Source organism: Pseudomonas sp. NPDC089752 (assembly GCF_044748725.1).
Lineage (GTDB): Bacteria > Pseudomonadota > Gammaproteobacteria > Pseudomonadales > Pseudomonadaceae > Aquipseudomonas.
The window spans coordinates 81651-108489 of sequence record NZ_JBIVGP010000014.1 but is presented as its reverse complement, the minus strand read 5'-3'; the positions used below and the strand labels follow the sequence as shown (position 1 = coordinate 108489).

General features: G+C 63.7%; 28 protein-coding genes and 1 pseudogene. 14 read left to right on the top strand and 15 right to left on the bottom strand.

Annotated features, from left to right (window positions below; genetic code table 11):
* Nucleotides 1-36 precede the first annotated feature (36 nt).
* Genes dapE through ACIPZF_RS21670 form a run of 3 tightly spaced genes read left to right on the top strand, consistent with a single transcriptional unit; the run spans nt 37 to nt 2395 of the window.
* Nucleotides 37-1188 carry a succinyl-diaminopimelate desuccinylase gene (gene dapE, locus ACIPZF_RS21680; RefSeq protein ID WP_400803023.1) on the top strand — a complete coding sequence of 384 codons (1152 nt, stop codon included), beginning with the start codon at nt 37-39 and terminating at the stop codon, nt 1186-1188.
* Nucleotides 1188-2000 carry a putative RNA methyltransferase gene (locus ACIPZF_RS21675; RefSeq protein WP_400803021.1) on the top strand — a complete coding sequence of 271 codons (813 nt, stop codon included), beginning with the start codon at nt 1188-1190 and terminating at the stop codon, nt 1998-2000. Before dapE ends, ACIPZF_RS21675 begins: the two co-directional genes overlap by 1 nt.
* 17 nt (nt 2001-2017) lie before the next feature.
* Entirely contained in the window at nt 2018-2395 is a 378-nt protein-coding gene (locus ACIPZF_RS21670; RefSeq protein ID WP_400803020.1) for a hypothetical protein, read from the top strand.
* Nucleotides 2396-2460: 65 nt separating this feature from the next.
* Here the strand turns inward: ACIPZF_RS21670 and ACIPZF_RS21665 are convergent, their stop codons facing one another.
* On the bottom strand, nt 2461-2670 hold the full coding sequence (locus tag ACIPZF_RS21665) for a cold-shock protein (RefSeq protein WP_012315914.1): 210 nt from the start codon (nt 2668-2670) through the stop codon (nt 2461-2463).
* 231 nt (nt 2671-2901) lie between these two features.
* Between ACIPZF_RS21665 and plsB the strand changes: the two genes are divergently transcribed.
* The 4 genes from plsB (at nt 2902) to ACIPZF_RS21645 (ending at nt 7023) form a co-directional block, all read left to right on the top strand.
* Entirely contained in the window at nt 2902-5388 is a 2487-nt protein-coding gene (plsB, locus tag ACIPZF_RS21660) for a glycerol-3-phosphate 1-O-acyltransferase PlsB (RefSeq protein ID WP_400803018.1), read from the top strand.
* A gap of 74 nt (nt 5389-5462) precedes the next feature.
* Entirely contained in the window at nt 5463-5828 is a 366-nt protein-coding gene (locus tag ACIPZF_RS21655; protein WP_400803015.1) for a YbaY family lipoprotein, read from the top strand.
* Nucleotides 5829-5901: 73 nt separating this feature from the next.
* On the top strand, nt 5902-6300 hold the full coding sequence (locus tag ACIPZF_RS21650; RefSeq protein WP_400803014.1) for a YbaY family lipoprotein: 399 nt from the start codon (nt 5902-5904) through the stop codon (nt 6298-6300).
* A gap of 33 nt (nt 6301-6333) precedes the next feature.
* Nucleotides 6334-7023 (top strand): DUF4197 domain-containing protein, encoded by a 690-nt coding sequence (locus tag ACIPZF_RS21645; RefSeq protein ID WP_400803011.1) that lies wholly within the window; start codon nt 6334-6336, stop codon nt 7021-7023.
* Between the two features lie 151 nt (nt 7024-7174).
* On the opposite strand, the gene ACIPZF_RS21640 is transcribed toward ACIPZF_RS21645, so the two are convergent.
* Both ACIPZF_RS21640 and ACIPZF_RS21635 read right to left on the bottom strand, forming a co-directional pair.
* A complete protein-coding gene (locus ACIPZF_RS21640) occupies nt 7175-10240 on the bottom strand; it encodes an efflux RND transporter permease subunit (RefSeq protein ID WP_400803008.1) in 3066 nt (1021 codons plus the stop codon).
* Between the two features lie 6 nt (nt 10241-10246).
* The gene (locus ACIPZF_RS21635) at nt 10247-11347 is read right to left on the bottom strand and encodes an efflux RND transporter periplasmic adaptor subunit (protein WP_400803007.1); all 1101 of its coding nucleotides are present in this window, start codon (nt 11345-11347) and stop codon (nt 10247-10249) included.
* A gap of 168 nt (nt 11348-11515) precedes the next feature.
* Here ACIPZF_RS21635 and ACIPZF_RS21630 point away from each other — a divergent pair, with 168 nt between their 5' ends.
* Nucleotides 11516-12157, top strand: coding sequence for a TetR/AcrR family transcriptional regulator (locus ACIPZF_RS21630; RefSeq protein ID WP_400803004.1), 642 nt, complete (start codon nt 11516-11518; stop codon nt 12155-12157).
* A 111-nt stretch (nt 12158-12268) separates the two neighbouring features.
* Here ACIPZF_RS21630 and ACIPZF_RS21625 read toward each other — a convergent pair whose 3' ends face one another.
* Nucleotides 12269-13051, bottom strand: a complete 783-nt coding sequence (locus tag ACIPZF_RS21625; RefSeq protein ID WP_400803077.1) for a class I SAM-dependent methyltransferase — start codon at nt 13049-13051, stop codon at nt 12269-12271.
* 108 nt (nt 13052-13159) lie between these two features.
* Here ACIPZF_RS21625 and ACIPZF_RS21620 point away from each other — a divergent pair, with 108 nt between their 5' ends.
* On the top strand, nt 13160-13780 hold the full coding sequence (locus tag ACIPZF_RS21620; RefSeq protein ID WP_400803002.1) for an energy transducer TonB: 621 nt from the start codon (nt 13160-13162) through the stop codon (nt 13778-13780).
* A gap of 2 nt (nt 13781-13782) precedes the next feature.
* On the opposite strand, the gene ACIPZF_RS21615 is transcribed toward ACIPZF_RS21620, so the two are convergent.
* The 7 genes from ACIPZF_RS21615 to ppc form a co-directional block, all read right to left on the bottom strand.
* On the bottom strand, nt 13783-14469 hold the full coding sequence (locus tag ACIPZF_RS21615) for an extensin family protein (protein WP_400802999.1): 687 nt from the start codon (nt 14467-14469) through the stop codon (nt 13783-13785).
* A 5-nt stretch (nt 14470-14474) separates the two neighbouring features.
* Nucleotides 14475-15305, bottom strand: coding sequence for an oxaloacetate decarboxylase (locus ACIPZF_RS21610; RefSeq protein ID WP_400802997.1), 831 nt, complete (start codon nt 15303-15305; stop codon nt 14475-14477).
* A 30-nt stretch (nt 15306-15335) separates the two neighbouring features.
* Complete coding sequence (locus ACIPZF_RS21605) at nt 15336-16205, bottom strand: DUF72 domain-containing protein (protein ID WP_400802994.1); 870 nt, start codon at nt 16203-16205, stop codon at nt 15336-15338.
* Nucleotides 16206-16208: 3 nt separating this feature from the next.
* Nucleotides 16209-16496, bottom strand: a complete 288-nt coding sequence (locus tag ACIPZF_RS21600) for a hypothetical protein (RefSeq protein ID WP_400802991.1) — start codon at nt 16494-16496, stop codon at nt 16209-16211.
* 129 nt (nt 16497-16625) lie between these two features.
* The gene (gene tsaB, locus ACIPZF_RS21595) at nt 16626-17303 is read right to left on the bottom strand and encodes a tRNA (adenosine(37)-N6)-threonylcarbamoyltransferase complex dimerization subunit type 1 TsaB (protein WP_400802988.1); all 678 of its coding nucleotides are present in this window, start codon (nt 17301-17303) and stop codon (nt 16626-16628) included.
* A gap of 87 nt (nt 17304-17390) precedes the next feature.
* Nucleotides 17391-18041 carry an adenylate kinase gene (gene adk / locus ACIPZF_RS21590; protein ID WP_400802986.1) on the bottom strand — a complete coding sequence of 217 codons (651 nt, stop codon included), beginning with the start codon at nt 18039-18041 and terminating at the stop codon, nt 17391-17393.
* A gap of 257 nt (nt 18042-18298) precedes the next feature.
* The gene (gene ppc, locus ACIPZF_RS21585) at nt 18299-20926 is read right to left on the bottom strand and encodes a phosphoenolpyruvate carboxylase (RefSeq protein ID WP_400802984.1); all 2628 of its coding nucleotides are present in this window, start codon (nt 20924-20926) and stop codon (nt 18299-18301) included.
* A gap of 169 nt (nt 20927-21095) precedes the next feature.
* On the opposite strand from ppc, the gene ACIPZF_RS21580 reads away from it, so the two are divergent.
* From ACIPZF_RS21580 to ACIPZF_RS21560, 5 genes and pseudogenes are all read left to right on the top strand, one after another.
* Nucleotides 21096-21440 (top strand): pilin assembly protein, encoded by a 345-nt coding sequence (locus tag ACIPZF_RS21580; RefSeq protein WP_400802981.1) that lies wholly within the window; start codon nt 21096-21098, stop codon nt 21438-21440.
* A gap of 266 nt (nt 21441-21706) precedes the next feature.
* Nucleotides 21707-22120, top strand: a complete 414-nt coding sequence (locus ACIPZF_RS21575) for a DUF4398 domain-containing protein (protein WP_400802979.1) — start codon at nt 21707-21709, stop codon at nt 22118-22120.
* A 49-nt stretch (nt 22121-22169) separates the two neighbouring features.
* A complete protein-coding gene (locus tag ACIPZF_RS21570) occupies nt 22170-22958 on the top strand; it encodes an OmpA family protein (RefSeq protein WP_400802976.1) in 789 nt (262 codons plus the stop codon).
* Nucleotides 22959-23099: 141 nt separating this feature from the next.
* Complete coding sequence (locus ACIPZF_RS21565) at nt 23100-23384, top strand: type II toxin-antitoxin system Phd/YefM family antitoxin (RefSeq protein ID WP_400802973.1); 285 nt, start codon at nt 23100-23102, stop codon at nt 23382-23384.
* Nucleotides 23338-23646: pseudogene (locus tag ACIPZF_RS21560) on the top strand (type II toxin-antitoxin system RelE/ParE family toxin); the annotation flags it as partial. The gene ACIPZF_RS21565 and the pseudogene ACIPZF_RS21560, both read left to right, overlap by 47 nt.
* Nucleotides 23647-23666: 20 nt before the next feature.
* Here the strand turns inward: ACIPZF_RS21560 and ACIPZF_RS21555 are convergent.
* The 4 genes from ACIPZF_RS21555 to ACIPZF_RS21540 form a co-directional block, all read right to left on the bottom strand.
* A complete protein-coding gene (locus ACIPZF_RS21555) occupies nt 23667-23993 on the bottom strand; it encodes a hypothetical protein (RefSeq protein WP_280341697.1) in 327 nt (108 codons plus the stop codon).
* Nucleotides 23990-24913 carry an alpha/beta hydrolase gene (locus tag ACIPZF_RS21550; RefSeq protein ID WP_400802971.1) on the bottom strand — a complete coding sequence of 308 codons (924 nt, stop codon included), beginning with the start codon at nt 24911-24913 and terminating at the stop codon, nt 23990-23992. Before ACIPZF_RS21550 ends, ACIPZF_RS21555 begins: the two co-directional genes overlap by 4 nt.
* Entirely contained in the window at nt 24885-26162 is a 1278-nt protein-coding gene (locus ACIPZF_RS21545; RefSeq protein ID WP_400802968.1) for a flavohemoglobin expression-modulating QEGLA motif protein, read from the bottom strand. Before ACIPZF_RS21545 ends, ACIPZF_RS21550 begins: the two co-directional genes overlap by 29 nt.
* A 122-nt stretch (nt 26163-26284) precedes the next feature.
* Nucleotides 26285-26833, bottom strand: a complete 549-nt coding sequence (locus ACIPZF_RS21540) for a hypothetical protein (protein WP_400802966.1) — start codon at nt 26831-26833, stop codon at nt 26285-26287.
* Nucleotides 26834-26839: the final 6 nt, after the last annotated feature.

Below are 26839 nucleotides of genomic sequence, written 5' to 3'. Positions count from 1 at the left end.
CTCGTTTTTCCGCCTTGCCTTGCCCCGGAGTTCCCCATGACGGCCCCAGCCGAGCTCTCGCCTACCCTTCAACTGGCCTGCGACCTGATCCGTCGCCCCTCGGTCACCCCCGTCGATGCCGACTGCCAGGCGCAGATGATGAATCGTCTGGGCGCCGTGGGCTTCCAGCTCGAACCGATGCGCATCGAGGACGTCGACAACTTCTGGGCCACCCATGGCAGCCAGGAAGGCCCGGTGCTGTGCTTCGCCGGCCACACCGACGTGGTCCCCACCGGCCCGGTGCAGCAGTGGCAGCATGAGCCGTTCGAGGCGCTGATCGATGCCGACGGCATGCTCTGCGGCCGCGGCGCGGCCGACATGAAAGGCAGCCTGGCCTGCATGGTGGTGGCCAGCGAGCGCTTCGTGCAGGACTATCCGAACCACCGCGGCAAGGTCGCCTTCCTGATCACCAGCGACGAAGAAGGCCCGGCCCATCACGGCACCAAGGCGGTGGTCGAGCGCCTGGTCGCGCGCAACGAGCGCCTGGACTGGTGCATCGTCGGCGAACCGTCGAGCACCACCTTGCTCGGTGACGTGGTCAAGAACGGCCGCCGTGGCTCGCTCGGCGCCAAGCTGACCGTACGCGGCAAACAGGGCCACGTGGCCTACCCGCACCTGGCGCGCAACCCGATCCACCTGGCCGCGCCAGCACTGGCGGAGCTGGCCGCCGAGCACTGGGACGAAGGCAACGCGTTCTTCCCGCCGACCAGCTTCCAGATCTCCAACCTCAATTCCGGCACCGGGGCCACCAACGTAGTACCGGGCGACCTGACCGCGCTGTTCAACTTCCGCTTCTCCACCGAGTCGACGGTCGAAGGCCTGCAGGCACGGGTGTCGGCCATTCTCGACAAGCACCAGCTGGACTGGTCGATCGACTGGGCACTGTCGGGCCTGCCCTTCCTCACCGAACCGGGTGAACTGCTCGATGCCGTGTCGGCGAGCATCAAGGGCGTTACCGGCCGCGAGACCCACGCGTCCACCAGCGGCGGCACCTCGGACGGCCGCTTCATCGCCACCATGGGTACTCAGGTGGTCGAGCTGGGCCCGGTCAATGCGACCATTCACCAGGTCGACGAACGCATCCTGGCCAGCGACCTCGACCTGCTGACCGAAATCTACTACCAGACCCTGGTCCGGTTGCTCGCCTGATGCTCGCCTGCCCAATTTGCCAGTCAGCCCTGACGCGGCTCGACAACGGCGTGGTGTGCCCGGCCGGCCACCGCTTCGACCGTGCCCGACAGGGTTACCTGAACCTGCTGCCGGTGCAGCACAAGAACAGCCGCGACCCGGGCGACAACCAGGCCATGGTCGAAGCCCGCCGCGACTTTCTCGACGCCGGCCACTACGCCCCGGTGGCCCGCCGCCTGGCGCAGCTGGCCGCCGAACGCCAGCCCGGTGCCTGGCTCGACATCGGCTGCGGCGAAGGTTATTACACCGCGCAACTGGCCCAGGCGCTGCCACAGGCTGACGGCTATGCCCTGGACATCTCGCGCGAAGCCGTCAAACGTGCCTGCCGGCGTGACCCTGCGGTCACCTGGATGGTCGCCAGCATGGCCCGCGTGCCGCTGGCCGACGCCAGTTGCCAGTTCATCGCCAGCGTGTTCAGCCCGCTGGACTGGGCCGAGGCCAAGCGCCTGCTCAGCCCGGGCGGCGGTTTGATGCGGGTGGGGCCGACCAGCGGCCACCTGATGGAGCTGCGCGAAGTGCTCTACGATGAAGTACGCCCCTATGCCGACGACAAACACCTGGCGCTGGTCCCGGAGGGCATGGTCCACGCCCACGGCGAAACCCTCGAGTTCCGCCTGAGCCTGGCCGCGCCCAAGGCCCGCGCCGACCTGCTGGCGATGACCCCGCACGGCTGGCGTGCCAGCGCCGAGAAGCGCGCCCAGGTGATCGACCAGCCCGAGCCATTCGAGGTCACGGTTTCCATGCGTTATGACTATTTCGTGCGCCAAGCCTGAGCACACCCGGAGCCCTTATGCGCCAACCTGATATCGAGATTTACCTGAAGGACGCCGACGTCGACCACAAGCAGATTGCCCAATGGTTGGGCGAAGCGGTCGGCCCGTGCAGCGAATGGCAGCAGAAAGGCCAGACCTTCAAATGCAAGGCCGGTAACATTCCGGTCACTTGGTTACCCAAGGCTGTAGGGAAATGGAACAGCCTGTACCTGGAAAGCGACCAGACTCCTTGGGACGACGACATTGCATGCGCCCGCGCCGCGTTCGCCGCACTGGGCGTCGAAGTGCGCTGTGCACCGGGTGGCTGGGTCGAGGAAGATGGCGAGGAAGATGCCGACCGTTGGGTCCGCATCAGCGCCGACGGTGAAGAGGAAATCACCTGGCGCACTAGCTGAAAAGGGTATGCATCAGGCTGCAAGTCACACGGTCAACTTGCAGCTTGAGGCTTATCACATGAGGCTCAGAGCCCTACCACGTCCTCAGCCTGCAGGCCCTTCTGGCCCTGCACGCAGGAGTACTCGACCCGCTGCCCTTCGACCAGGGTACGATGCCCCTCACCGCGGATCGCCCGATAGTGGACGAACACATCCGCACCACCTTCGCGCTGAATGAAGCCAAAGCCCTTGGCATCGTTGAACCACTTTACATTCCCAGTCTCACGAGACGACATCTGAACTACTCCGGATTTTTATTGTGAAGATCGCCTTGCAGACACAAGGTTTCCTCCCTGTGCCGACGCCGCTTGCCGAAATTTCCTGCAAGGGGCAGGCCGAGTATATGACACAGAACAAAGATTTTTCATGACCGCCGCGCCATTTGCAGGTTTTTGCTGAACTTACGCAGATACGGCAGACTAACTGATTGCACACTCACTAATAATTCTCCTCAGGGCACACACCCCATGACCCGTTCTCCCCTGCGCCGCCTGATCTTCGGCGCTCTGCGTCGCCTGTTGTATCTGTGGGTGCGCTCCGAGACCATCAACCAGTCCGCCATGCGCCTGCAGCTCGACCGCAGCCGCCCGGTGTTCTACGCCCTGCCTTCGCCATCGCTCACCGACCTGGCCGTGCTCGACCACGAGTGCACCAAAGCGGGGCTGCCGCGACCGGTATTGCCGGTGGCAGTCGGCTCACTGCACGAACCTGCCGGCTTCTTCTACCTCACCCCCGACCCCGACTGGCTCGGCCGCCACGACAAGCGCGGCGCGCCGCCAACCCTGGAGCGGGTTATCGGCGCGGTCAGCCAGCACCCCGAAGAAGACGCGCAGATCATCCCGGTCAGTGTGTTCTGGGGCCAGACCCCGGCCAGCGAATCCAGCCCCTGGAAGCTGCTGTTCGCCGACAGCTGGGCAGTCACCGGGCGCCTGCGCCGGCTGTTGACCATCCTGATCCTCGGGCGCAAGACCCGCGTGCAGTTCTCCGCACCCATCCACGTACGCGAGCTGGTGCAGCACAACAAAGGCCATGAACGTACCGTGCGCATGGCCCAGCGCCTGATGCGCGTGCATTTCCGCAATCTCAAGACCGCGGTCATCGGCCCCGACATCTCGCATCGACGCAACCTGGTCAAAGGCCTGGTGCATGCGCCGATGGTGCGTCAGGCCATCAGCGACGAAGCGCAGCGCGAGAACATACCGCTGGCCAAGGCCGAGGCGCAGGCCCTGCGCTACGGCAACGAGATCGCCTCGGACTACACCTATACCGCCATCCGCTTCCTCGAAGTGGTGCTCAGCTGGTTCTGGAACAAGATCTACGACGGTATCAAGGTCAACCACATCGAGCAGGTGCAGGGCATCGCACCGGGTCACGAGGTGATCTACGTGCCCTGCCACCGCAGCCACATCGACTACCTGCTGCTGTCCTACCTGCTGTTCCGCAATGGCCTGACGCCGCCGCACATCGCCGCCGGCATCAACCTCAACATGCCGGTGATCGGCGGCCTGCTGCGCCGGGGCGGCGCTTTCTTCATGCGCCGCACGTTCAAGGGCAACCCGCTGTACACCGCGGTGTTCAATGAATACCTGCACACCTTGTTCACCAAGGGCTTCCCGGTCGAGTACTTCGTCGAGGGTGGGCGCTCACGCACCGGGCGCATGCTGCAGCCACGTACCGGGATGCTGGCGATCACCCTGCGCAGCTTCCTGCGCTCGTCGCGCACGCCAATCGTCTTCGTGCCGGTGTACATCGGCTACGAGCGGGTGCTCGAAGGCCGCACCTACCTGGGTGAACTGCGCGGGGCCAGCAAGAAGAAAGAATCGATCTTCGACATCTTCAAGGTCATCGGGGCCCTGAAGCAGCGCTTCGGCCAGGTCTACGTCAACTTTGGCGAGCCGATCCGCCTGGCGGGCTTCCTCGACCAGCAGCAACCCGGTTGGCGCGAGCAGGAACTGGGCCCGCAGTACCGCCCGGCCTGGCTCAACGAAACCACCACGCGCCTGGGCGAAACCGTGGCCCGCCACCTCAACGAGGCGGCGGCGGTCAACCCGGTCAACCTGGTGGCCCTGGCGCTGCTGTCCACCAGCCGCCTGGCGCTGGACGAAAGCGCCCTGACCCGCGTGCTCGACCTGTACCTGGCGTTGCTGCGCAAAGTGCCCTACTCCGAACACACCACCTTGCCCGACGGTGACGGCAAAAGCCTGATCGAACACGTCAGGGGGATGGACCTGCTGGCCGAGCAGAAGGACGCCCTCGGCCGCATTCTCTACCTGGATGAAGCCAACGCGGTACTGATGACGTATTACCGCAACAACGTGCTGCACATCTTTGCCTTGCCGGCGTTGCTGGCGAGCTTCTTCCACAGCAGCTCGCGGATGAGTCGTGAACTGCTTGGCCAGTACGTGCACGCGCTCTATCCGTACCTGCAGGCCGAGCTGTTCCTGCGCTGGGCGCCAGAGCAGCTGGACGAGGTGATCGACCAGTGGCTGGCGGCGCTGGTCGAACAGGGCCTGCTGCGCCAGGAAAACGACAATTACATACGGCCAGCACCGAGCTCGCGCCAGTTCGTCCTGCTGACCCTGCTGGCCCGCACCATCACCCAAACCCTGCAACGCTTCTACATGGCGACTTCATTGCTGCTCAACAGTGGGCAGAACACGCTCAGCGCGGAAGCGCTGGAGGACCTGTGCGTGATGATGGCTCAACGCCTGTCGATCCTGCACGGTCTCAATGCGCCGGAGTTCTTCGACAAGACCCTGTTCCGCCACTTCATCCAGACCTTGATCGAACAGGGTGTGTTGCGCCCGGACGACAATGGCAAGCTGGGTTATCACGACAAGCTGGGGGAACTTGCCGAAGGCGTGGCCAAGCGCGTGCTGTCGGCCGAGCTGCGCCTGTCGATCCGCCAGGTGGCACTGCACCGTGATGAGCCGGTGGACATCGTACAGGGGTAGGTTTTCAGCCTGCCTCCAGTCCTTGAAAGGGACCAACCTGCTGCACCCCACCTATCCCTTTCAAGGACTGCAATATGCCAGACATCAAATCGTTTACCGTCGAGATCACCTGCTCGGACGACACCACTCCGTCGGCGGGCCTGGTCAAATTAAGTTTGCTTGATGTTTCGCGAGCGGATGCTCCGTCCATCCCTGTCACCGAACTCAATCTGCGCTGGGGAACCAACTTCCCGATCATCCTGCCGCTGCCCTTTGACTGGAGCCAGATCGACCAGAAACGCGAATATGCCATCGCAGCGCGCATCGAGAATGACGGGCAACTGATGTACATCAACACCAATAGCTACACGGTGGAACCAGGCGTAGGCACGTATCTGGTTGAAGTCGAGAAGGTCCAGACCGTTGTTGACGGTATCCACGGCGGCAACCTCATGGTTTAACCACCTGCCCAGGAAAATCCGCTAAAGTCCGGGGGGTTGGCCACAAGCCAGCCCTACGGACACCGGAGATTCCATGAAAAAGCTCGTTATGCTGTGTTGCGCATCCCTGCTCGCAGCCTGTTCCAGCCCTACCCCGTCGACCCAGGCAACCCTGGATGGCGAAGTCTTCTACCTGCAGCGCATCGCCCTGCCGCCCGCCGCCACCCTGAGCGTGGAACTGCAGGACGTGTCGCTGATGGACGCCCCCGCCGTGACCCTGGCGCGCCAGGCCGGCCCGGTCAAAGGCAACGTACCGCTGCCGTTCCACCTCACCTACGACCCCGCCCAGGTCAAGCCCGGCCACCGCTACGCGGTGAGCGCGCGCATCGAACTGGACGGCAAGCTGCTGTTCATCAACACCGAACACCACGGCGTCAAGCTCGATGGCAGCGACGCACAGCCGGTACGGATCAAAGTCGATCCCGTACGCTGACATCCGCCTACTTCTGTTGAAAGGGAACATTTCATGATTCGCTCCTCCCTGCGCTTCACCACCCTGTGCGCCGGCCTGCTGCTGTCCGCCAGCGCCCTGGCCCTGTCGCTGGGCGACCTGACCCAGAAGGACGCCACCGGCGGCCTGAAAGACGCCCTCACCCAAGGTGCACAGGTCGCCGTCAAGCAACTGAGCACCCCAGGTGGATTCAGCAACAACCCGGACGTGCGTATCGAATTGCCGGGCAACCTCGGCAAGGCCGCCAAGGCCATGAAAATGTTTGGCAAGGGTGACCAGGTCACGGCCCTGGAAGACAGCATGAACAAGGCTGCCGAGGCGGCGGTACCGCAAGCCCAGGCGATCCTGGTGGATGCGGTGAAGAACATGAGCGTGACCGATGCCAAGGGCATCCTCAGCGGCGGCGATGATTCGGCCACCCAGTACCTGAACAAGAGCAGCCGCGAGCAGATTCGCGCCAAGTTCCTGCCGATCGTCAAGGCGGCGACCGACAAGGTGGGCGTGGTTCAGCAGTACAACAGCTTTGCCGGGCAGGCCTCAGCCCTGGGGTTGGGTGACGCGAAGAGCGCCAACGTCGAAAGCTATGTGACCGAAAAGGCCCTGGATGGCCTGTTCGAAATGATCGCCAAGCAGGAGCAGGGCATTCGCCAGAACCCGGCCCAGGCAGCTACCAGCCTGGCCAAGAAGGTGTTCGGCACTCTTTGATGGCCTGGGGGGCGCTTTGCGCCCCATTCGCGGGACAAGCCCGCTCCCACAGGGACCTCACCACCTCAGGCTCGAGGTGATCCTGTGGGAGCGGGCTTGCCGAGACGTCGGACCGCCCGCGAATGGAGGGCAACGCCCTCCCCTGCAATCTTCAGCCTTTCTTGACCCGGAACCACGCCGCATACAACGCCGGCAGGAACAGTAGCGTCAACACCGTGGCCACGATCAATCCGCCCATGATCGCCACCGCCATCGGCCCGTAGAACACGCTGCGCGACAGCGGAATCATCGCCAGCACCGCCGCCAGCGCGGTCAGCACGATCGGCCGGAAGCGCCGCACCGTGGCTTCGATGATGGCCTGCCAACGGTCCAGCCCCGAAGCGATGTCCTGTTCGATCTGGTCCACCAGGATCACCGAGTTGCGCATGATCATCCCCGCCAGGGCAATGGTCCCGAGCATGGCGACGAAGCCGAATGGCTGGCGGAACACCAGCAGGAACAGCGTTACGCCGATCAGCCCCAGTGGCGCGGTGAGGAACACCATCACCGTGCGCGAGAAACTGCGCAGCTGGATCATCAGCAAGCTCAACACCACCACGATGAACAGCGGCATGCCGGCATTCACCGACTTCTGCCCGCGCTCGGAATCCTCGACGGTGCCGCCCACTTCCAGCAGGTAGCCATCCGGCAGCCTGGCCTTGATTTCACTCAAGGTCGGTTCGATCTGCCGCACCAGGGTCGCCGGCTGCTGCTTGTCGTAGATGTCGGCGCGCACGGTCACCGTCGGCAGGCGGTTGCGATGCCAGATGATGCCTTCCTCGAAGCCATATTCCAGAGTCGCGACCTGCGACAGCGCCACGCTCTGGCCATTGTCGGTGGGCAGCGCCAGGCTGCCGAGGCTGCCCAGTTCACCGCGCTCCTTCTGCGTGCCACGCAGGAGGATCTCGATCAGCTCGTTGTCCTCGCGGTATTGGCTGACCGTAGTGCCGGTCAGCGAGCTTTGCAGGAAGCTGGACAAGTGCGCGGTGCTGACGCCCAAGGCGCGGGCGCGGTCCTGGTCGATCGTCAGGAACACTGCCTTGCTCGGCTCTTCCCAGTCCAGATGGACGTTCACCACATGCGGGTTTTCACGCACCTTGTCCGCCACTTCACGGGCCAGGGCGCGGGCTTTTTCGATATGCTCGCCGGTTACCCTGAACTGCACCGGGTAGCCCACGGGCGGGCCGTTTTCCAGGCGCGTGACGCGCGCGCGCAGGTCGGGGAACTGCTGATCGACGGTGCTAATCAGCCAGCTGCGCAGGCGTTCGCGGTCCTCCATCGATTTGGCCAGCACCACGAACTGGGCGAAGCTGGCAGCGGGCAGTTGTTGGTCGAGGGGTAGGTAGAAACGTGGCGAGCCAGTGCCGACATACGCCACATAGTTGTCGATGCCTTCCTGCTGCTTGAGCAGCGCCTCCAGTTGCTTGACCCGCTCGGCGGTGTTGGCCAGCGATGCCCCTTCGGCCAGCTTGAGGTCGACCATCAGCTCCGGGCGCCCGGAGGCTGGGAAGAATTGCTGAGGCACGAAGCGGAACAACAGGATGCTGCCGACGAAAGCCGCGATGGTCAGCAGGATGACAGTCTTGCGTCGCCGCACGCACCATTCCACCACCCGCCGCACACGCTGGTAGAAAGGCGTGGCATAAGGGTCTGGGGCCTGCCCGTCGCTGCCGTGACGCTTGGCATGCAACTTGGCCAGATCCGGCAGCAGCCGTTCACCCAAGTAAGGGACGAACACCACTGCCGCGACCCACGAGGTCAGCAGCGCGATGGTCACCACCTGGAAGATCGAGCGGGTGTATTCGCCGGTGCTCGACGCCGCCGTGGCAATCGGCAAAAAGCCTGCGGCGGTGATCAAGGTGCCGGTGAGCATCGGGAACGCCGTGCTGGTCCAGGCGTAGCTGGCCGCCTTGAACCGGTCGTAGCCCTGCTCCATCTTGATCGCCATCATCTCCACGGCAATGATCGCGTCGTCCACCAGCAGGCCCAGGGCCAGCACCAGCGCGCCGAGCGAAATCTTGTGCAGGCCGATGCCGAAGTAGTGCATGGCGGCAAACGTCATGGCCAGCACCAGCGGGATGGCCAGGGCCACCACCAGGCCGGTGCGCAGGCCCAGCGAGAAGAAGCTCACCAGCAGCACGATGATCAGCGCCTCGACCAGCACCTGGACGAACTCGCCGACGCCCGCCTTGACCGCCGCCGGCTGGTCGGACACCTTGCGCAGTTCCATGCCGGCTGGCAGGTTGCGCGCCAAGCGCTCGAACTCACCCTCCAGGGCCTTGCCCAGCACCAGGATGTCACCGCCGTCCTTCATCGACACGGCCAGGCCGATGGCGTCCTCGCCCATGAAGCGCATGCGCGGCGCGGGCGGGTCGTTGAAACCCCGGTGCACGTCGGCGACGTCACCGATGCGGAACGTGCGATCACCGACGCGGATGGGGAACTGGCGAATCTGCTCGACGCTGTCGAACTGCCCGCTGACCCTCAACTGCAAGCGCTCGCTGGGGGTTTCGAAGAATCCGGCAGTGCTCACCGCGTTCTGCTCACGCAGGGCTTGCTGCACGGCCTGCAACGGCACGCCGAGGGTGGCCAGCTTGAGGTTGGACAGTTCGATCCAGATTTTCTCGTCCTGCAGGCCGACCAGTTCGACCTTGCCCACGTCCTTGACCCGCTGCAGCTGGATCTGGATGCGGTCGGCGTAATCCTTGAGCACCGCGTAGTCGAAACCGGCGCCGGTCAGCGCATAGATATTGCCGAAAGTGGTGCCGAACTCGTCATTGAAGAACGGCCCCTGGATCTCTGGAGGCAAGGTGTGGCGAATGTCCGCGACTTTCTTGCGGATCTGATACCACAGCTCGGGGATGTCCTTGGAATGCAGCGAATCGCGGGCCATGAAGGTCACCTGCGATTCGCCGGGGCGCGAGAACGAGACGATCTTCTCGTACTCGCCGGTTTCCATCAGCTTCTTCTCGATGCGTTCGGTGACCTGGCGCGAAACTTCCTCGGCCGTGGCACCCGGCCACAGAGTACGAATGACCATGGCCTTGAAGGTGAACGGCGGGTCTTCGCTCTGGCCGAGTTTGGTGTAGGACATGGCGCCAATGGCAGCCAGCAGGATCATCAGGAACAGTACGATCTGGCGATTGCGCAGCGCCCAGGCGGAAAGGTTGAAACCCATCGGGACTTACTCCTTGGCCGTCAGGTTCACCACACGGTTGGTGCGATCCACAGGTCGCACCTCCTGCCCTTCGCGCAGCACATGGCCGCCAGCGGCGACCACCCAGTCGCCAGGGTTCAACCCTTCCAGCACCGGCACACTGTCCGTGCCATAAGCCCCCAGGCGCACCGTGACACGCTCAAGGCGTCGCTCCGGGTTGACACGCCAGACATAGGCCTGGCCGTTCTCGGCAGTGACCGCCGACAGCGGCACGGCCAAGGGGATCAGCCCATCGTGGGCGATGAACACGCGTGCGCTCTGGCCAATGTCCGCAGGCACCTTGGCCGAGGTGAAGGCGATGCGCGCGGCGAACGTGCGTGAGCGCGGGTCGGCCGCCGGCGACAGCTCACGGATGCGCCCCGGGAAGCGCTCGTTGCCATGTGACCACAGCTCGACGCTGACCTCCTGGCCCACAGCGAAGCGGGCAAACTGCTGCTCTGGCAGGCCAATGACCACTTCCCGCTCGCCGTCGGCGGCAAGGGTGAACACCGTCTGCCCTGCAGCGACCACCTGACCGACCTCGACCTGACGCTTGGCAATTACTCCGGCCTGGGGCGCACGCAGCACGGCGTATTCAGCCTGGTTGCCGGCCACGTCGAATTCGGCCTTGGCCTGCTTCAGCCGCGCCAAGCCGGCACGGTAGAGGTTTTCCGCATTGTCGTAGAGAGAGTGGCTGACCATCTGCCGGTCGAGCAGCTTCTGGTAGCGGTCGCGCTCGGCGCGCACCAGCGCCAGGTTGGCCTCGGCGGCGGCCAGTTGCGCGCGGTTGGCTTCCAGTTGCAGGCGCACGTCCTGCGGGTCGAGCTCTGCCAGGGGCTGCTCGGCCTTGACCCGCTGCCCCTCCTCGACCAGGCGCTTGCTGACCTTGCCCGCAATGCGGAACGCAAGCTCCGGCTCCAGGCGCGCGCGCACCTCGCCTGGATAGCTGTCGGCAGCCGCTGCGGCTGGCTGCGGCTGGACCACCAGCGCCGGGCGCGGCGCCGCCGGGGCGGTGGCTTCCTGGCCGCAGGCTGCCAGGAACAGCACGGCAGCGGCAGGCAGGGCGAGGGACAAGGCATGACGCAACATGATGAATCCTTTCGCGACGAGCGCATCGAATATTTATACTGGCGAGTATATTAAGTCAGGGAACCGAAGCCGGGAAGCCAGCGTCGGAAAGAAAATCAACATTAGCCATGGGCCATTCTCTGACGCCGGAAAGCCGCCGACCCGGTAAGATGTGCGCCCCTCACCCAGATGCGGACTCCCATGCCCAACGACGCACCCAGCGGCCCAGGTCGCCCCAAGGACCTGGCCAAGCGCGAGGCGATCCTCGAAGCGGCCAAGACGCTGTTCCTCAGCCTTGGCTATGCCAACACCAGCATGGATGCGGTCGCTGCGGCGGCAGGTGTTTCAAAACTCACGGTGTACAGCCACTTCACCGACAAGCAGACGCTGTTCGGCTCGGCGGTCATGGCGACCTGCCAGAACCAGTTGCCGGACCTGATGTTCGAGTACCCTGAGGGCGCGCCTGTGGAAGACGTGCTGCTCAATATCGCCCGGGGCTTTCAGGCACTGATCAGCAGTGATGAAGCGGTCAAGCTGAGCCGCCTGATCATGGCGCTGGGGAGTCAGGATCCGGGGTTTGGCGAGTTCTTCTATGAGGCTGGCCCGAAGCGCGTGCTGGCGGGGATGGAAGCGCTGTTGCGCGGGGTAGCCGAGCGGGGATTGCTGCGCATCGACAATCCGCTGCGGGCGGCCGAGCACTTCTTCTGCCTGGTCAAAGGGGCGCCGGATTATCGGTTGTTGCTGGGCTGTGCGGGGCCGCTTGAGGGGGATGAGGCTGAGGCGCATGTGCGCGAGGTGGTGGGGGTGTTTGTTCGGGCGTTCAAGGCCTGATTTTTTGGCTGAATGTGCAGGCCTCTTCGCGGGGCAAGCCCGCTCCCACAGACTGGGTGCGAAACCCTGTGGGAGCGGGCTTGCCCCGCGAAGAGGCCAGAACTGGCTGAATCAGGCCTTCAAGGCCTTCTTCGGATATATGTCATACCGGCTCGACTTGCCTTCCAGGCTATGGCTAGGCTTCGGCCCCTCGATAATCGGCGCCTTGCGCGGCCGCTTCACCACCACCCGGTGGCTGGCCAGCGCCAGGGCCGCTTCCAGCAACGCCGGTGCATCCAGGTCATCGCCGACCAATGGCCGGAACACCCGCATCTCCTTCTTCACCAACGCGCTCTTGTCACGGTGCGGGAACATCGGGTCGAGGTAGATCACCTGCGGCGGCTCGCCCTCCCAGGCGCGCATGCGCTCTATGGCATTGCCAGTGAACAAGCGCATGCGAGCGACGATTGGCCCCACTTCATGATCGGCGCTGGCCCGCGCCAGGCCGTCTTCGAGCAACGCCGCAATCAGCGGCTGACGCTCGATCAGGGTCATCTGGCAACCCAGGCTGGCCAGTACGAACGCGTCCTTGCCCAAACCGGCCGTGGCATCCAGCACCTGGGGCCGCACGCCTTGAGCGATCCCGACCGCCTTGGCGATCATCTGCCCATTGCCACCGCCAAACTGGCGCCGATGCGCCGCCTGGCCCTCGACGAAATCGACCCGCACCGGCCCCGGTGCCTGCGGCCCCAACTGCTGGATCTGCAGCCCGTCTGCGCCGATCTGCACGGCAAAGCCGGCACGCTCATCGTTCAGCGGCAAGCTCAGCCGCTCAGCCCATGCGCCAGCCTGCTCCGCGTACTCCGGCGCCAGCGCCTCGACCCTCAGCCCTGTGCCCAGCTCTTGCTCTTCCATCACGTCCCGCACTCGAAAAAAATTGATGACGCCCTTAATGAATCATCGACCACGGCCGATACAGGCAATATCCCGCTATTCTGCCAGAGCACAACGCGCGCGACTGCCATGACAGATACTCTTCCCATCGGCTTGACCTACCTGTCGCCCGTCGGCAACTACGGTCGGCAGAATACCCAGGCACTCGGGGGCGTCAGCCACCTGTGGCAGGATTTCTTTGCCCGCGCCATGGCCGAGCAGCAAGCGGTCGAGCCAGACAGCGTCAGCCAGGCGCTGGTGCAGTACGACCAGAACAGCGGCGAACCGGTTGGCGGAGCCAGGGCACTGGCTTTGATCGACGCCCAGCGCGCCTGCCCAGTGCAAGACACCATCGTCGCACCGCCCGAGCCATTGTTCCTGCCCAAGGCCGAGCTCGAAGCCAACCTGCTGGAGCCAGCCCCGGAGCCTTTCAGCGCCGCCGAGATGATCCAGCAACAGCGCCAGCTCGATATCAGCAACAGCTGGCTACGCCCGGTAGTCATGAGCCAGGGCCAGCCTGTCGCCGAGCCAGGCCCAGGACCTTCTCCGCGCCCTCTGCATCTGCCCATCGCCGAATTCGAGATGAACCTGCTCGACCCTGCGCCGGAGCCGTTCGACGAACCGACCCTGGCCAAACAGCAGAACGACCTGGAATTCGACCTGCACTGGGCGCGCCCGGTGGTGCTGAACAACGTCCGCGTGCACGCCTGAGTTCAACGGCAGATCTGCCAGCGCCCCATGTCCAGATGAAAGTGATTGTGGTGCGCCGCATTGTAATCCGGGCCAAGCACCGTGCTGAAACTTTCGCACGCAGCCTGCTGCACCTCGCGCAGGAATTGCGCCTTCTGTCCCCCGGTTTGCCAGTCCCGCGCCAGCACGATGCGCTGACCGTCCTGCAGGCGAAAGCCGCTGATATCCAGGGCGTTGGCCGTGGCGTGCTGGCTGAGCCGGCCTTGCTTGCGGTTATAGACGTTGCGGCAGGCGAAACTGCCCAAGTGATCGACTTGCGTCACGGCCTGACCAAACACGCGCCGCGCCGCCGGTTGCAGGCCGTGGTTCTCGAACAGCGCATAGGCAACCGCCAACGGGCAGCTGGCCAGGAAGCTGCTGCTCAAGCGGGCATCGCCCTGTTCGATGCGCCACACGTTTTGCAACGGGCACTTGGCCGTCGCAGGGCTGTCGGCTTGGGCTTTGAAACGCAATTGGCTGGCTTCCAGCGCTTCGCGACACAAACCTGGGTCATCACGCAGACGCGACAGTTTGTAGGGGGTCAGCAGGTTGGGAGGCTGACGCACATCCAGCGCCGCCCAAGGGTTCCAGGCATCCGGCAGGCGCCAGCCTGAATGCCAGAGCACGCCTGCGAGGACCAGCAGGCCGAACAGCAGCGCCAGTGCGCGCACGTTGCTCAGCGGCGGAACAGGTCGTTGAGCTCAGCGAACGGCAAAGCCTGCTCGCCATAGCTGAACGTGCCCTGATCGCGGATTTCCAGTGCCGCTCGCTGGAACGCTCCCAGCGCGGCACGGGCGAGCGAGGAGCCCACGCTGATGCGGCGCACACCCAGGTCCTGCAACTGGTTGACGCTCAACGGCACGCCGGCCAGCCCCATCAGCACATTCACCGGTTTAGGCGCCACTGCCTGCACAACTGCGCGAATTTCGTCGACACTGCGCAAGCCCGGTGCGTAGAGCACATCTGCACCTGCTTCGGCGTAGGCCTGCAGGCGCAAGATGGTGTCATCCAGATCCATGCGCCCATGCAGCAGGTTTTCCGCGCGGGCACAGAGCATGAAGGGGAATGGCAGGCTTCGCGCCGCCTGCACCGCAGCACGCACACGCGCCACGGCCAGTTCGAAATCGTAGATAGGTGCATCGCTGCGACCACTGGCATCTTCGATGGAACCACCAACCAGACCCGCTTCGGCGGCCCGCAGGATCGTCTGCGCGCAGTCCTCCGGCAGGTCGCCGAAGCCGTTTTCCAGGTCGGCGGCCACCGGCAAGGCTGTGGCATCGACGATCACGCCGGCGTTGTCCAACGTCTCGTCCAAGCTCAATGCCGCTTCGGCATCCGGCCGCCCGAGGCTGAAAGCCAATCCCGCACTGGTGGTAGCCAGCGCCTCGAAGCCCAGGCTGGCCAACAGCTTGGCGGAGCCCGCATCCCAGGGATTGGGGATGACGAAGGCGCCATCGCGCTCGTGCAGCGCCTTGAAGGCCTCGGCACGCAGGGTTTGTACATCCATGGTCACAATCTCCGGCTGGTCTGGTGAGGGTCAGAGTAGTCCCAGTTGTTCGACCTCAGGGGCGCGCGGCAATTCCGGCAAAGCGGCCAAGCCTGGAAGACGCGCCATCAGGCGCTGATGAAAGCGCTGGGCCAGGGCGGCGGCCAGGCGGTTATCCGAGGTGTGCAAGAAAATGTAAGGGCTACGGCCTTCTTCGATCCAGCTGGCGATCTTTTCCACCCAGGGGTCGAGAAAAGGTTCGTTGGCTTCAAGCAACGGATGGCCGATAAACCGCACTTGCGGGTGCTGGCTGAAGGCGGCGGGGCGCGGCGGCACCTTGGGTTTCTTGGCTTGGGCATCGAGCACCGCGGCATCACGCGAGGTGCAACTGAACAGCGCACGCGGGTCCAGACAAATGCGCTCCACGCCGCGTTCACGCAGCAGTCGGTTGAGCTGGCGCTCTTCCTCACCCTTGGCGAAGAAGGCCTGGTTACGCACTTCTACGGCAACCGGCAGGCCAATCTCATCCAGAAACTGGCCCAGCTCCGCCAGGCGTGACGGGCCGAACTGCGCTGGTAGCTGCAGCCAGTAGGGCGAAACGCGTTGGCCCAGGGGTGCCAGCAACCGCGTGAAGTCGCACGCCGCTTCGAAGCGCTCGCGCAAGTCGCCTTCATGGCTGATGTCACGGGGGAATTTGGCGGTGAAGCGAAAGTGCGCAGGCATCACCTGGGCCCAGCGCGCGACGGTGCTGGGCGCGGGGCGCGCATAAAAAGTGGTGTTGCCTTCGACCGCGTTGAACACCTGGCTATACAGCCCCAGGTATTCGCGGGTTACGGCGTCAGCGGGGTAAAGGTAGTCACGCCAGGCATTTTCACTCCATGACGGGCAACCGAGAAAGTAAGGCAGGGGTGATGGACTCATCCATCAAATGTACAGGTCGAGCCCCAGTACTTCCATGTCCCAATCGGTGAAACCGGCAGTGCTGAGGTAGCTGGCCAGCGCGGTTGCAGTGCGCCGATCACGAGCGCGGGGGAAGACCATGTCCTGTGGGCGTGCTGGGAGTCCACCAGGACGACGACGTGGCGCCGCTTCTTGAGCCACCTCGCCCTCTTCGACCAGCTCGGCATCGTCGATGCTCTCATCGCGCACCGCCGCTTTGCGCGGTGTGCGCTTGACCGGGTAGGACTGCGATGAGAAACCGTCGATACGCATGATGAGCACTCAGGACCAATGATGGCAATTTAGCAGCATCAGAGTTCCATCGCTAATGCGCAAGTGATAACCAGACCACAGTTTGCACCAAAGGTTTTATCGACAGCCGCGATAACCGACGAACAGCCGTCAGCGGGCTTTGGGCGTAGCTACATTATCGCGCAAGTATACCGGTTGCGCCTGTTCGGCGGCGATCGCCTCGCCACGGGCCCAGGCGAAGTTGGCCAGACTGAGAATGTCGAGCGCGTTCGGTAGCGCCGCCGGGTTGCTGGCAGTGGCCTGCACCGCCAGACGCTCGGCGTAGCCCCAGCCGGTACCGGCGCCGTACCAGTCGCCGCTGCTGCTGCCGTCAGGCAACGCCACGCGCTCAGGCGGCAGCACAGCTTCCTGGCCTTGCAGACGCATCTCGCCAGCCACCGCCCTGTAGCACCCCCAGTAGACCTCGTCCATGCGCGCATCGATGGCCGCAGCTACCTGCTCGACGCCATGTTCGCGCAGCGCGCCCTGAGCCAGCGCGGCCAGATTGGACACCGGCAGCACCGGGCGCTCCAGAGCAAATGCCAGGCCCTGCACCACGCCAATGGCGATCCGCACACCGGTGAAGGCACCCGGGCCACGGCCAAAGGCGATCGCATCGAGGGCAGTGAGGGCGACGCCGGAATCGCCCAGCAGCTGCTTGATCATCGGCAGCAGCTTCTGCGCGTGCAGGCGCGGGATCACCTCGTAATGGCTGGTTACCTTGCCATCATGCAGCAGCGCGACGGAACAGGCTTCGGTGGCGGTATCCAGGGCCAGCAGGGTGGTCATCGAACGGGTATCCAGGTGCGAATGAAAAGAGCGGCAGTATAAACGACAACAGCCCGCAAGCGGGCTGTTGTGACAAAGGGTGACGGATCAGCTCAAGGCTGCCAGCACCTTGGCGGTGATCGACTCGACCGAGCCTACACCTTCGATGTGGCTGTACTTCGGCTTGCCAGCGTTGGCGGCCGACAGCTTCTGGTAGAAGTCCACCAGCGGCTTGGTCTGGCTGTGGTAGACCGAAAGGCGATGACGCACGGTTTCTTCCTTGTCATCGTCGCGCTGGATCAGGTCTTCGCCGGTAACGTCGTCCTTGCCTTCCACTTTCGGCGGGTTGTACTGAATGTGGTAGGTGCGGCCCGAGGCCAAGTGCACACGGCGGCCTGCCATGCGGCCAACGATCTCTTCGTCGTCGACGGCGATTTCGACCACGGCGTCGATATCCACGCCAGCGGCAACCATGGCTTCAGCCTGCGGAATGGTGCGCGGGAAGCCATCGAACAGGCAGCCATTGGCGCAATCCGGCTGGGCGATGCGTTCTCTGACCAGGCTGATGATGAGCTCGTCGGAAACCAGCTGGCCGGCATCCATGACTTTCTTCAGTTCCAGGCCCAGTGGGGTACCGGCCTTGACGGCGGCACGCAGCATGTCACCGGTGGAGATCTGTGGAATACCGAACTTTTCGGTGATGAACTTTGCCTGAGTACCTTTACCGGCCCCGGGAGCTCCCAGCAGAATTACGCGCATCTCGTGCTCCTCAAATTTTTTTATGAAATTCAATGGATTCGGCAACCTGGGCCAAGTCCGGAATATCGGGTATGACCATAAATCGGTCAGAAGGCTGCTCAAGATACACAGCGCCCGTCAGCCAGACAAGCGCCCGAAATGTACAGGAATGTGCCACTGGTAACCTCGCCAGCAGGTGGTTGCGCCCGGCGCAACCACCCTCCCTGCCCTGCCTTGGCCAACTCCCCGCACCTGGGCGGGGGCCGCATTACCTGACTTCAGCCAGTGTTGCGCAGGCCCGCCGCGATGCCCGCCACGGTCACCAGCAAGGCCTGCTCCAATGGGCTGTCCAGAGCGGCTTCGCGGCTGCGCGAACGCGCCAGCAGCTCGGCCTGGAGGCGATGCAGCGGGTCCAGGTAGGTGTTGCGCAGGCTGATGAATTCCAGGGTTTCCGGGCTGTGCGCCAGTAGCACCGGCTGCCCGGTGAGGCCCAGTACCACTTGGCACGACTGCGACAATAGGTCGCGCAGCTGCGCACCTAAAGGAAGCAGGTGCGGTTGCACCAGACGTTCGTCGTAGGCCTCGGCGATTTGCGCGTCAGCCTTGGCCAGGACCATCTCCAGCATGTCGATGCGGGTGCGGAAGAACGGCCATTGCTCGCGCATCTGCCCCAGCAATTCACCCTGGCCATGCGCGAGTGCATTGCTCAGCGCGGTTTCCCAACCCAGCCAGGCTGGCAGCATCAGCCGCGTCTGGGTCCAACCGAAGATCCACGGGATTGCCCGCAGGCTTTCGATGCCGCCAGCACGACGCTTGGCCGGGCGGCTGCCCAGCGGCAGTCGGCCCAGCTCCTGTTCGGGCGTGGACTGGCGGAAGTATTCGACGAAATCGGGGTTTTCCCGCACCACGCTTCGATAGGCCTTGACGCCGTCAGCGGCGAGCTGGTCCATCAACGTCCGCCAGGCCGGCTCCGGTGGCGGCGGAGGCAGCAAGGTGGCTTCCAGCACTGCCGCAAGGTAGAGGTTGAGATTCTGCTCGGCGATACCCGGCAGACCAAACTTGAAGCGAATCATCTCGCCCTGTTCAGTGGTACGGAATCGCCCCGCCACCGAGCCCGGTGGCTGCGACAGAATCGCCGCATGGGCGGGGCCGCCGCCACGCCCGACCGTGCCGCCGCGGCCGTGGAACAGCAGCAGCTCGACCTGATGCGCACGGCAGATGCGCACCAGGTTTTCCTGCGCCCGGTACTGAGCCCAGGCGGCCGCCGTGGTGCCGGCGTCCTTGGCCGAGTCGGAATAACCGATCATCACTTCCTGCGGCCCGCGCAAACCTGCACGATAGCCCGGCAGGCCGAGCAACCGCTCCATCACTGGGCCGGCGTTGTCCAGGTCGGCCAGGGTTTCGAACAACGGCACCACGCGCATCGGCCGGGTCAGGCCAGCCTCTTTGAGCAGCAGCTGCACCGCCAGCACATCGGACGCTGCGCCGGCCATGGAAATGACATAGGAACCCAGCGATGCCCCTGGCGCCGCAGCGATCTCACGGCAGGTGGCGAGCACTTCAGCGGTGTCGGCCTGTGGCTTGAAATGGCCCGGGAGCAATGGCCGGCGGTTTTTCAGTTCGGCCTGAAGGAAGTCGATGCGTTTGTCTTCGTCCCACTCGGCATAGCTGCCCAGACCAAGGTAGTCGGTGATCTCCGCCAGCGCGTCGCGGTGCCGGGCGGCATCCTGGCGCACGTCCAGGCGCCCGAGGAACAGGCCGAAGGTCACCGCACGGCGCAAGGTGTCGAGCAGTGGGCCATCGGCGATCACACCCATCCCGCATTCGTGCAGCGACTGATAGCACAGCTCCAACGGGGCGATCAGGTCACGGTTGTCCACCAGCACTTCGGCGCTGGCCGGCTGGGTGCTGGTCAGCGACGCCTGGGCCCAGGTGCGCGTCGCCCGCAAGCGGTCACGCAACTGCTTGAGCACGGCACGGTAAGGCTCGGCGCTCTCGCCCACACGTTCGCGCACGGCGCTGCTGGCCTGCTGCATGGACAGCTCGGCGGCCAGCGCGTCGATATCACGCAAGAACAGGTCGGCGGCCATCCAGCGCGCCAGCAGCAGCACTTCACGGGTCACCGCAGCCGTGACATTGGGGTTGCCGTCACGGTCACCGCCCATCCATGAGGCAAAGCGAATCGGCGCGGCTTCCAATGGCAGGTGCAGGCCAGTGGCCTCGAACAGCGCCTTGTCGACCTTGCGCAGGTGGCTGGGGACGGCATGCCAGAGGGAGTGTTCGATCACCGCAAAGCCCCACTTGGCCTCGTCTACGGGTGTTGGCCGAGTGCGGCGGATTTCTTCGGTGTGCCAAGCTTCTGCGATCAGTCGGCGCAGGCGCTCGCGCACGGCCTGGCGTTCTGCTGGGGTCAGATCGCGATGGTCCTGGGCGGCCAGCTGGCCGGCAATGGCATCGTACTTCTGGATCAATGTGCGGCGTGCCACTTCGGTCGGGTGCGCCGTGAGTACCAGCTGGATATCGAGCTTGGCCAGTTGCCGGGCCAATGCATCGTCCTTGTGCCCGGCCTGCTTCAGACGCGCCAGCAATTCAGGCAGCACCCGGGCCTCGAAGGATTCCGGCTGCTCGGCATCGCGACGGCGGATCAGCTGGTACTGCTCTGCCATGTTGGCCAGGTTGAGGAACTGGTTGAACGCCCGCGCCACCGGCAACAGGTCTTCCTCGGCGAGGTCCGCCAGGGTCGAACTCAACTGCTCGCCGGCACTGCGGCGGTCGGCCTTGGCGCTGTGGCGGATGTCCTCGATCTTCTGCAGGAACGCCTCGCCGTGCTGCTGGCGGATGGTATCGCCGAGCAACTCTCCCAACACATGGACATCTTCACGCAAGCGCACATCGATATCGGTCATTGGCCCTCTCTTCGGCGCGGCTCGCCCGCGCTCTGCTCAGGAAACAGCACTGGCCCAAGAGTGCCCAAAGCCGGGACGCAATGGCAAGCCGCGAAGGGCAAAGCAAACTAAAGTTAGATCACCGCAGTCCGATGCAATGCAGCCTTTCAAGGCGTTGACAGAGGTCATCATGAAAATCCGCGAACTCGCCCAGCACTGGGAACAGAACGCCGCCGGCACCCTGAGCCCGACCAGCCACACCTTGCACCTGGACCTTGAGTCCGAGGCGCGCCTGGCGGCGCTAATCGACATGTACCCCAAGCGCACGGCCGAGGAACTGCTCGGCGAACTGGTTGCGGCGGCGCTCGAAGAGCTGGAGGCCAGCTTCCCTTACGTACAGGGTCGCAAGGTCATTTCCACCGATGAGGAAGGCGACCCGTTGTACGAAGACATCGGCTCTACACCGCGCTTTCTGAGCCTGTCGCGGCGCCACCTGCAGACCCTGAGCCACGCCGGCGACGACACCGGCAACTGACCATCCTTTCCTCCGGTTCCGGGCTGATCATCAGCCCGGAGTACCGCGTCAAATCCCGGAAGTTCAACTAAAACTCGCTGACCAATCAGTCAGAAATTCTTGGCATTTTTTTCTGAACTATTGAAAAAACGCCAGAGTCCGAGCCAATAGCCATCACGCTAAAACCCTGCACACCTGCCGTGGTGCACCGTTCTGCTGTAACGCGAGGCGATGCCAGGGATTGAGCGATGGACTGCACGGACATCGTCGTTATCAGGAGTGATCCAATGGAACTGACCACCATGAAGACCCGCACTTCGAAACTCACATCCACCCACCTGCGCGGGTTCAAGCTGGCCGCGCTGGCCCTGGGCAGTAGCCTGGTCCTGGCCGGCTGTGCGGGCAACCCGCCCACCGAGCAATACGCCGTGACCCAGTCCGCCGTGAACTCCGCCGTCAGCGCTGGCGGCACCGAGTTCGCCGCCGTCGAGATGAAAGCGGCGCAGGACAAGTTCAAGCAGGCCGAAATCGCCATGCACGACAAAAAGTACGACGACGCCAAGCGCCTGGCCCAACAGGCCGAATGGGACGCTCGCCTCGCCGAACGCAAGGCCCAGGCGGCCAAGGCCCAGAAGGCCGTACAGGATGCCCGCCAGGGCGTTCAGGACGTACGTGAGGAAGGCCTGCGCAGCGCTCAGTGAGCCTGCCCAGTCCACCTAAGCCTTCGCACTCGATCAAAGGATGAACACTATGCGCAACTACGTCATGATTCCCGCCCTGCTGGCCCTGAGCGTCGGTCTCGCTGCCTGCTCGCACGACCCGAATGCCAACCTGGAGTCGGCCCGCACCAACTTCTCCTCACTGCAGAGCGACCCGCAGGCAAGCAAGGTCGCGGCCCTTGAGACCAAGGACGCCCAGGATTGGTTGAACAAGGCCGACAAAGCCTACATGGAGCGTGAGGACAGCAAGCAGGTCGATCAACTGGCCTACCTGACCAACCAGCGCGTCGAAGTGGCCAAGCAGACCATCGCCCTGCGCACCGCCGAAGCCGAGCTGAAAAACGCGGCCGCCAATCGCGCCCAGGCCAAGCTCGATGCCCGCGACGCGCAGATCGCCAAGCTGCAGGACAGCCTCAACGCCAAGCAGACCGACCGCGGTACGCTGGTGACCTTCGGCGACGTGCTGTTCGACTTCAACAAGGCCGAGCTCAAGAGCAGCGCCTTGCCTAACGTCACCAAGCTGGCACAGTTCCTTCAGGAAAACCCTGAGCGCAAGGTGATCGTCGAGGGCTATACCGACAGCGTCGGCTCGGCCAACTACAACCAGACCCTGTCCGAGCGCCGCGCCGGTGCCGTGCGCATGGCGCTGGTCCGCGCAGGCGTTGACCCTGCGCGTATCGTCGCCCAGGGTTATGGCAAGGAGTACCCGGTGGCTGAGAATTCCAGCAACACGGGGCGTGCGCAGAACCGCCGGGTGGAGGTGACCATCTCCAACGACAACCAGCCGGTGGCGCCGCGTTCGGTGAGCCAAGTGCAGTAAGGATGACAGGCTGAAATCAGAACCCCGCCCAACATGGCGGGGTTTTTCATTTTATCGAGAAATAGAAAAGCACCTTTAAAAGCACTTTTAAAGGATCTAGAATCCTGTAATCGTTCATTGCTCTCACAGGTTGATACAACTATGACCTACCCCGTTCTGGCTGATCTGGCAGCATCCATCACTGACCTCAAAAGAGATCCCATGGGCACGATTCGCGAAGCTGCTGGTGAAACCGTGGTCATCCTTAACCGCAACGAGCCAGCTTTTTATGCTGTACCGCCTGAGCGCTACGAAGCGATGATGGAATTGATCGACGACATGCAGTTAGCTGAGCTGGTACGCCAGCGACGTGGCGAGCCTACAGTGAGTGTAGATATCGATGAGCTCGTCGCCGATGCCGAAGGCCGCAAAAAACCACAGCCTTGAGTTCAATATCCGGGCACAGAAGGAATACAGAAAACTGGATAGCCAATTGCAGATCCAGTTTGCGAGGAAACTCAAGGAGCGCTTGGCGCAGCCCCTAGTCGAGAAAGACAAGCTGTCCGGCATGCCCGACTGCTACAAGATCAAGCTGAGGTCTTCGGGATATCGCCTGGTCTATCAGGTCATCGATGAGCGTGTGGTGGTTATCGTCATCGCAGTAGGCAAGCGAGAGCGCAGCGATGTGTACGAGGCTGCGCAGTCTCGCTTGATGGGATGTTCACTAGCTTATTGCACCCGCTGCGGCGTCTCCTCGCCCATGCAGCGCACGGCGCGCTTGCGATTGTCCACCAGCACCCCGGTCAGCCCTTTCTGCTGGGTATCGAACAACACCAGCACGCCATCCAGGCACTGCGCCACCTGCGGCGCGGGGTCCAGCGAAACCTTGTAATCCTCACCTGGAATGGTCTTGAGCATGGTGAAGTCCTGCAACAGCAGCGCATCCTCCGGCTTGGCGAAATGCAGGTAGCCGTAATACCAGAGAGCCCCCACCGTCACGATGATGCTGCCGACACCGGTCAGGATCAGCGGGATGGCGTTGCGTTCTTCACTCATTGCTTGTTCTTCTCGTCAGGGTAATTGGGAATTTCGGCCAGCCGGCGCAGGCCGTTGAAACGGTTGGGGTCATCGAGGAACCGCAGCATCACCTGGCGCCACACCGGGTCGGCGAAGGTCTGCACATGGCCGCCTCGGGTCAGCTGCAGCACCCGCGGTGGCGGTGCGTGCTGGTACAGGCGGATACCGTTGTCCATCGGCACCAGGTTGTCGTCGATACTGTGGAAGAACAGCTTCGGCGGGCTGCTCAGGCGCTCGACCGAACGAATCGCGCTGTCGCCGTCGGGCACCAGCCAGGACAGCGGTACCTGCAACGGCCAGGTCATCCATGAAGTGCTCAGGGCGAAACGCCCTACATCGCGGTAGCTGGCTGGCACGCCATCGAAGACCAGGGCACTGAAGCGCTGGCGCTGCTCGGGGTGGTCCGCCAGATAGTGGATGGCAATCGCCCCGCCGAGGCTCTGCCCCAGCAACACCAGAGGTTTGCCCTTGACCTCAGGGGCCTGGTCAAGCCAGGCCATGGCTGCCGCGAGGTCCTGGTAGACCTCTGGCAAACCGGGCTTGCCCTCGGACAAGCCATAGCCCCGGTAGTCGATCATCAACACCTGATAGCCCTGCTCCGGCAACCAGTAGCTGCCACCCAGGTGCCCGGCCAGGTTGCCGCCGTTGCCATGCAGGTGCAGCACCGTGCCCTTGACCGCCACACCGGCCTTGGCCGGCAGCCACCAGCCATGCAGGCGAATGCCGTCTGAGGTGATCAGGGTGACATCGCGATACGCAAGCTTGGCCCGCTCCGGGGTGAACGGTTGGCCCGGCTCAGGGTAGAACAGCAGGCTGCTGCAACCTCCCAGCCCCAGCAACATCAAGCCCAGTGCCAGCCCACGGCAGCACTTAGAGAATGTTCGCGTAATCGGCTTCAATGCGATCGAGGCTCAGGTGGTTGAGGAAGTTGGAGAAGCACATCCAGGCAGACAACGCGTTGAGGTCGCGGAACTGCTCCGGCAGGTACTTGGGTGGCTCAACCAGCCCTTCTTCTACCAACTGTCGCAACGTGCGCATGTCTTCAAGGGTGGTCTTGCCGCAGAACAGCAGTGGAATCTGTTCGAGCTTGCCCTTCTTCACGGCCAACTGAATGTAGTTGTAAACCATGATGAAACCCTTGAGGTAGGACAAGTCCTTGGTAAATGGCAGACCATTGGGCACCGAACCGCGGAACACCCGGCTGGCATTGCTGTAACTCTGCGCCATTTCGAAGCCCTGGGCGCGGAAGAATTCGAACACCTGCAGGAAATCGGCACCCTCTTCGACCATGTGGATGGCGCGGGTGCGGTTGGTGAGCTTGCGCAGGCGGCTTGGGTAAGAAGCGAAGGCAATCACCTCCATGAGGATCGCCAGGCCTTCCTGGGTCACCGTCGACGAGGGCGGGCCCTTGGCCAGGAAGGTGCAGATCGGCTGGTTGAGGCCGTTGAGTGTGGTGCCGACGTGCACCAGACCTTCGTGCACCTCCAGCGCACGCACGTCGCGGCTGTTGAACATGGCATCGGCGCGCACCTTGATGTAGTCGGCGCCCGCTGCCGCGTCTGCGACGATACCATCTGACTCGAACACCCGGATGGTTTCCTCGGCCTCGCCGAACACCTTGTTCAGGCGGCGCTGGAGGATGTCCACGGCCTCCTTGGCGGTGAGGTTCTTCGGCTCGTCCTTGAGGTCGCCACGTCCATCGATGTTGTTCAGGTAATCCGACAGCATCAGGCCGAGGTCGGCCAGGGTCGGGTCACCGGCGTGGAAGGCATCGGACGCCGCGCCATACAGTTCCTGGGAGATCAGCCCGAAATCTTCGGTGCCGCGCGCTTCGAGCATGCGCACCACCATGCGGTATTCCTTGCACATGCGCCGCATGATCTGCCCGACCGGGTTGAACTGGCCCAGTTGACGGGTGATGTCGCGCTCGATGCTCTGGAACTCGGCCTTGACCGCGCTGGAGTCGAACGACAAGGGGCGCGATTGGTAGTACGCGCGGTCTACAGCGGGTGGCTCCTTGCCCTTGGCCTTGAGGAAGCCCTGGCGGATGCTATCGTCCCACTTCACCGCGTCGAGCACGCGGATGGGGGTCTGCGCCGCGACGATGCGGTCGGAGAGTGTGCGTATGGTCTGCTGGTACTCGTCCACCGGGGACTCCTTGTAAGGCCCATTCGCGGGCAAGCCCGCTCCCACAGGTACAGTTTGATCTCAATGGCAGCGCGATTCCTGTGGGAGCGGGCTTGCCCGCGAAGAGGCCCACGCGGTATCCGCTATTTACCGGAACGCTGGAACCGCGCCACCTCGACGAACAGATCAGAGTTGGCCGGATCATCCAGGTAGGCCAGCACCCGCGCCGCCGGGCTATCGATCAGCACACCCTCACCGTTGTCCTCCGGCACTTCAGTGCTGCGCCCGCTCAATTCCTTCTTCTCGACCGCCTGCTGTACCTGCTCGACGTCGAGGTTGTAGAGCACCAGCTCCTTGCCATCGACGATGTCGAAGCCGCCAATCAGGAAATTGCCGCCCAGCTTTTTCGGCACACCGGCCGAAAGGTACCAACGGTTGCCATGGCGAGACACGGTAAACACGTACTCCTCTGGCTTTTTGCCCTTGGCCGTGGCCACGGCCTTGTAGGCATCGGCGCCGCTGCGGCTGATCGCAAGCTTCAGCGGCTCGCCCCAGGCGTCCTTGCTGCTCCACTTGCCGAGCAGAGCCTTGGGCGCCGCCTGGTTGCTCGGCAGCGGCTCATGGAAGGTCACCAGACAACCGCCCAGCAGCAGGAAGGACAACGTCAACAACACCACACGCCAGGCTCTCATCAAGCT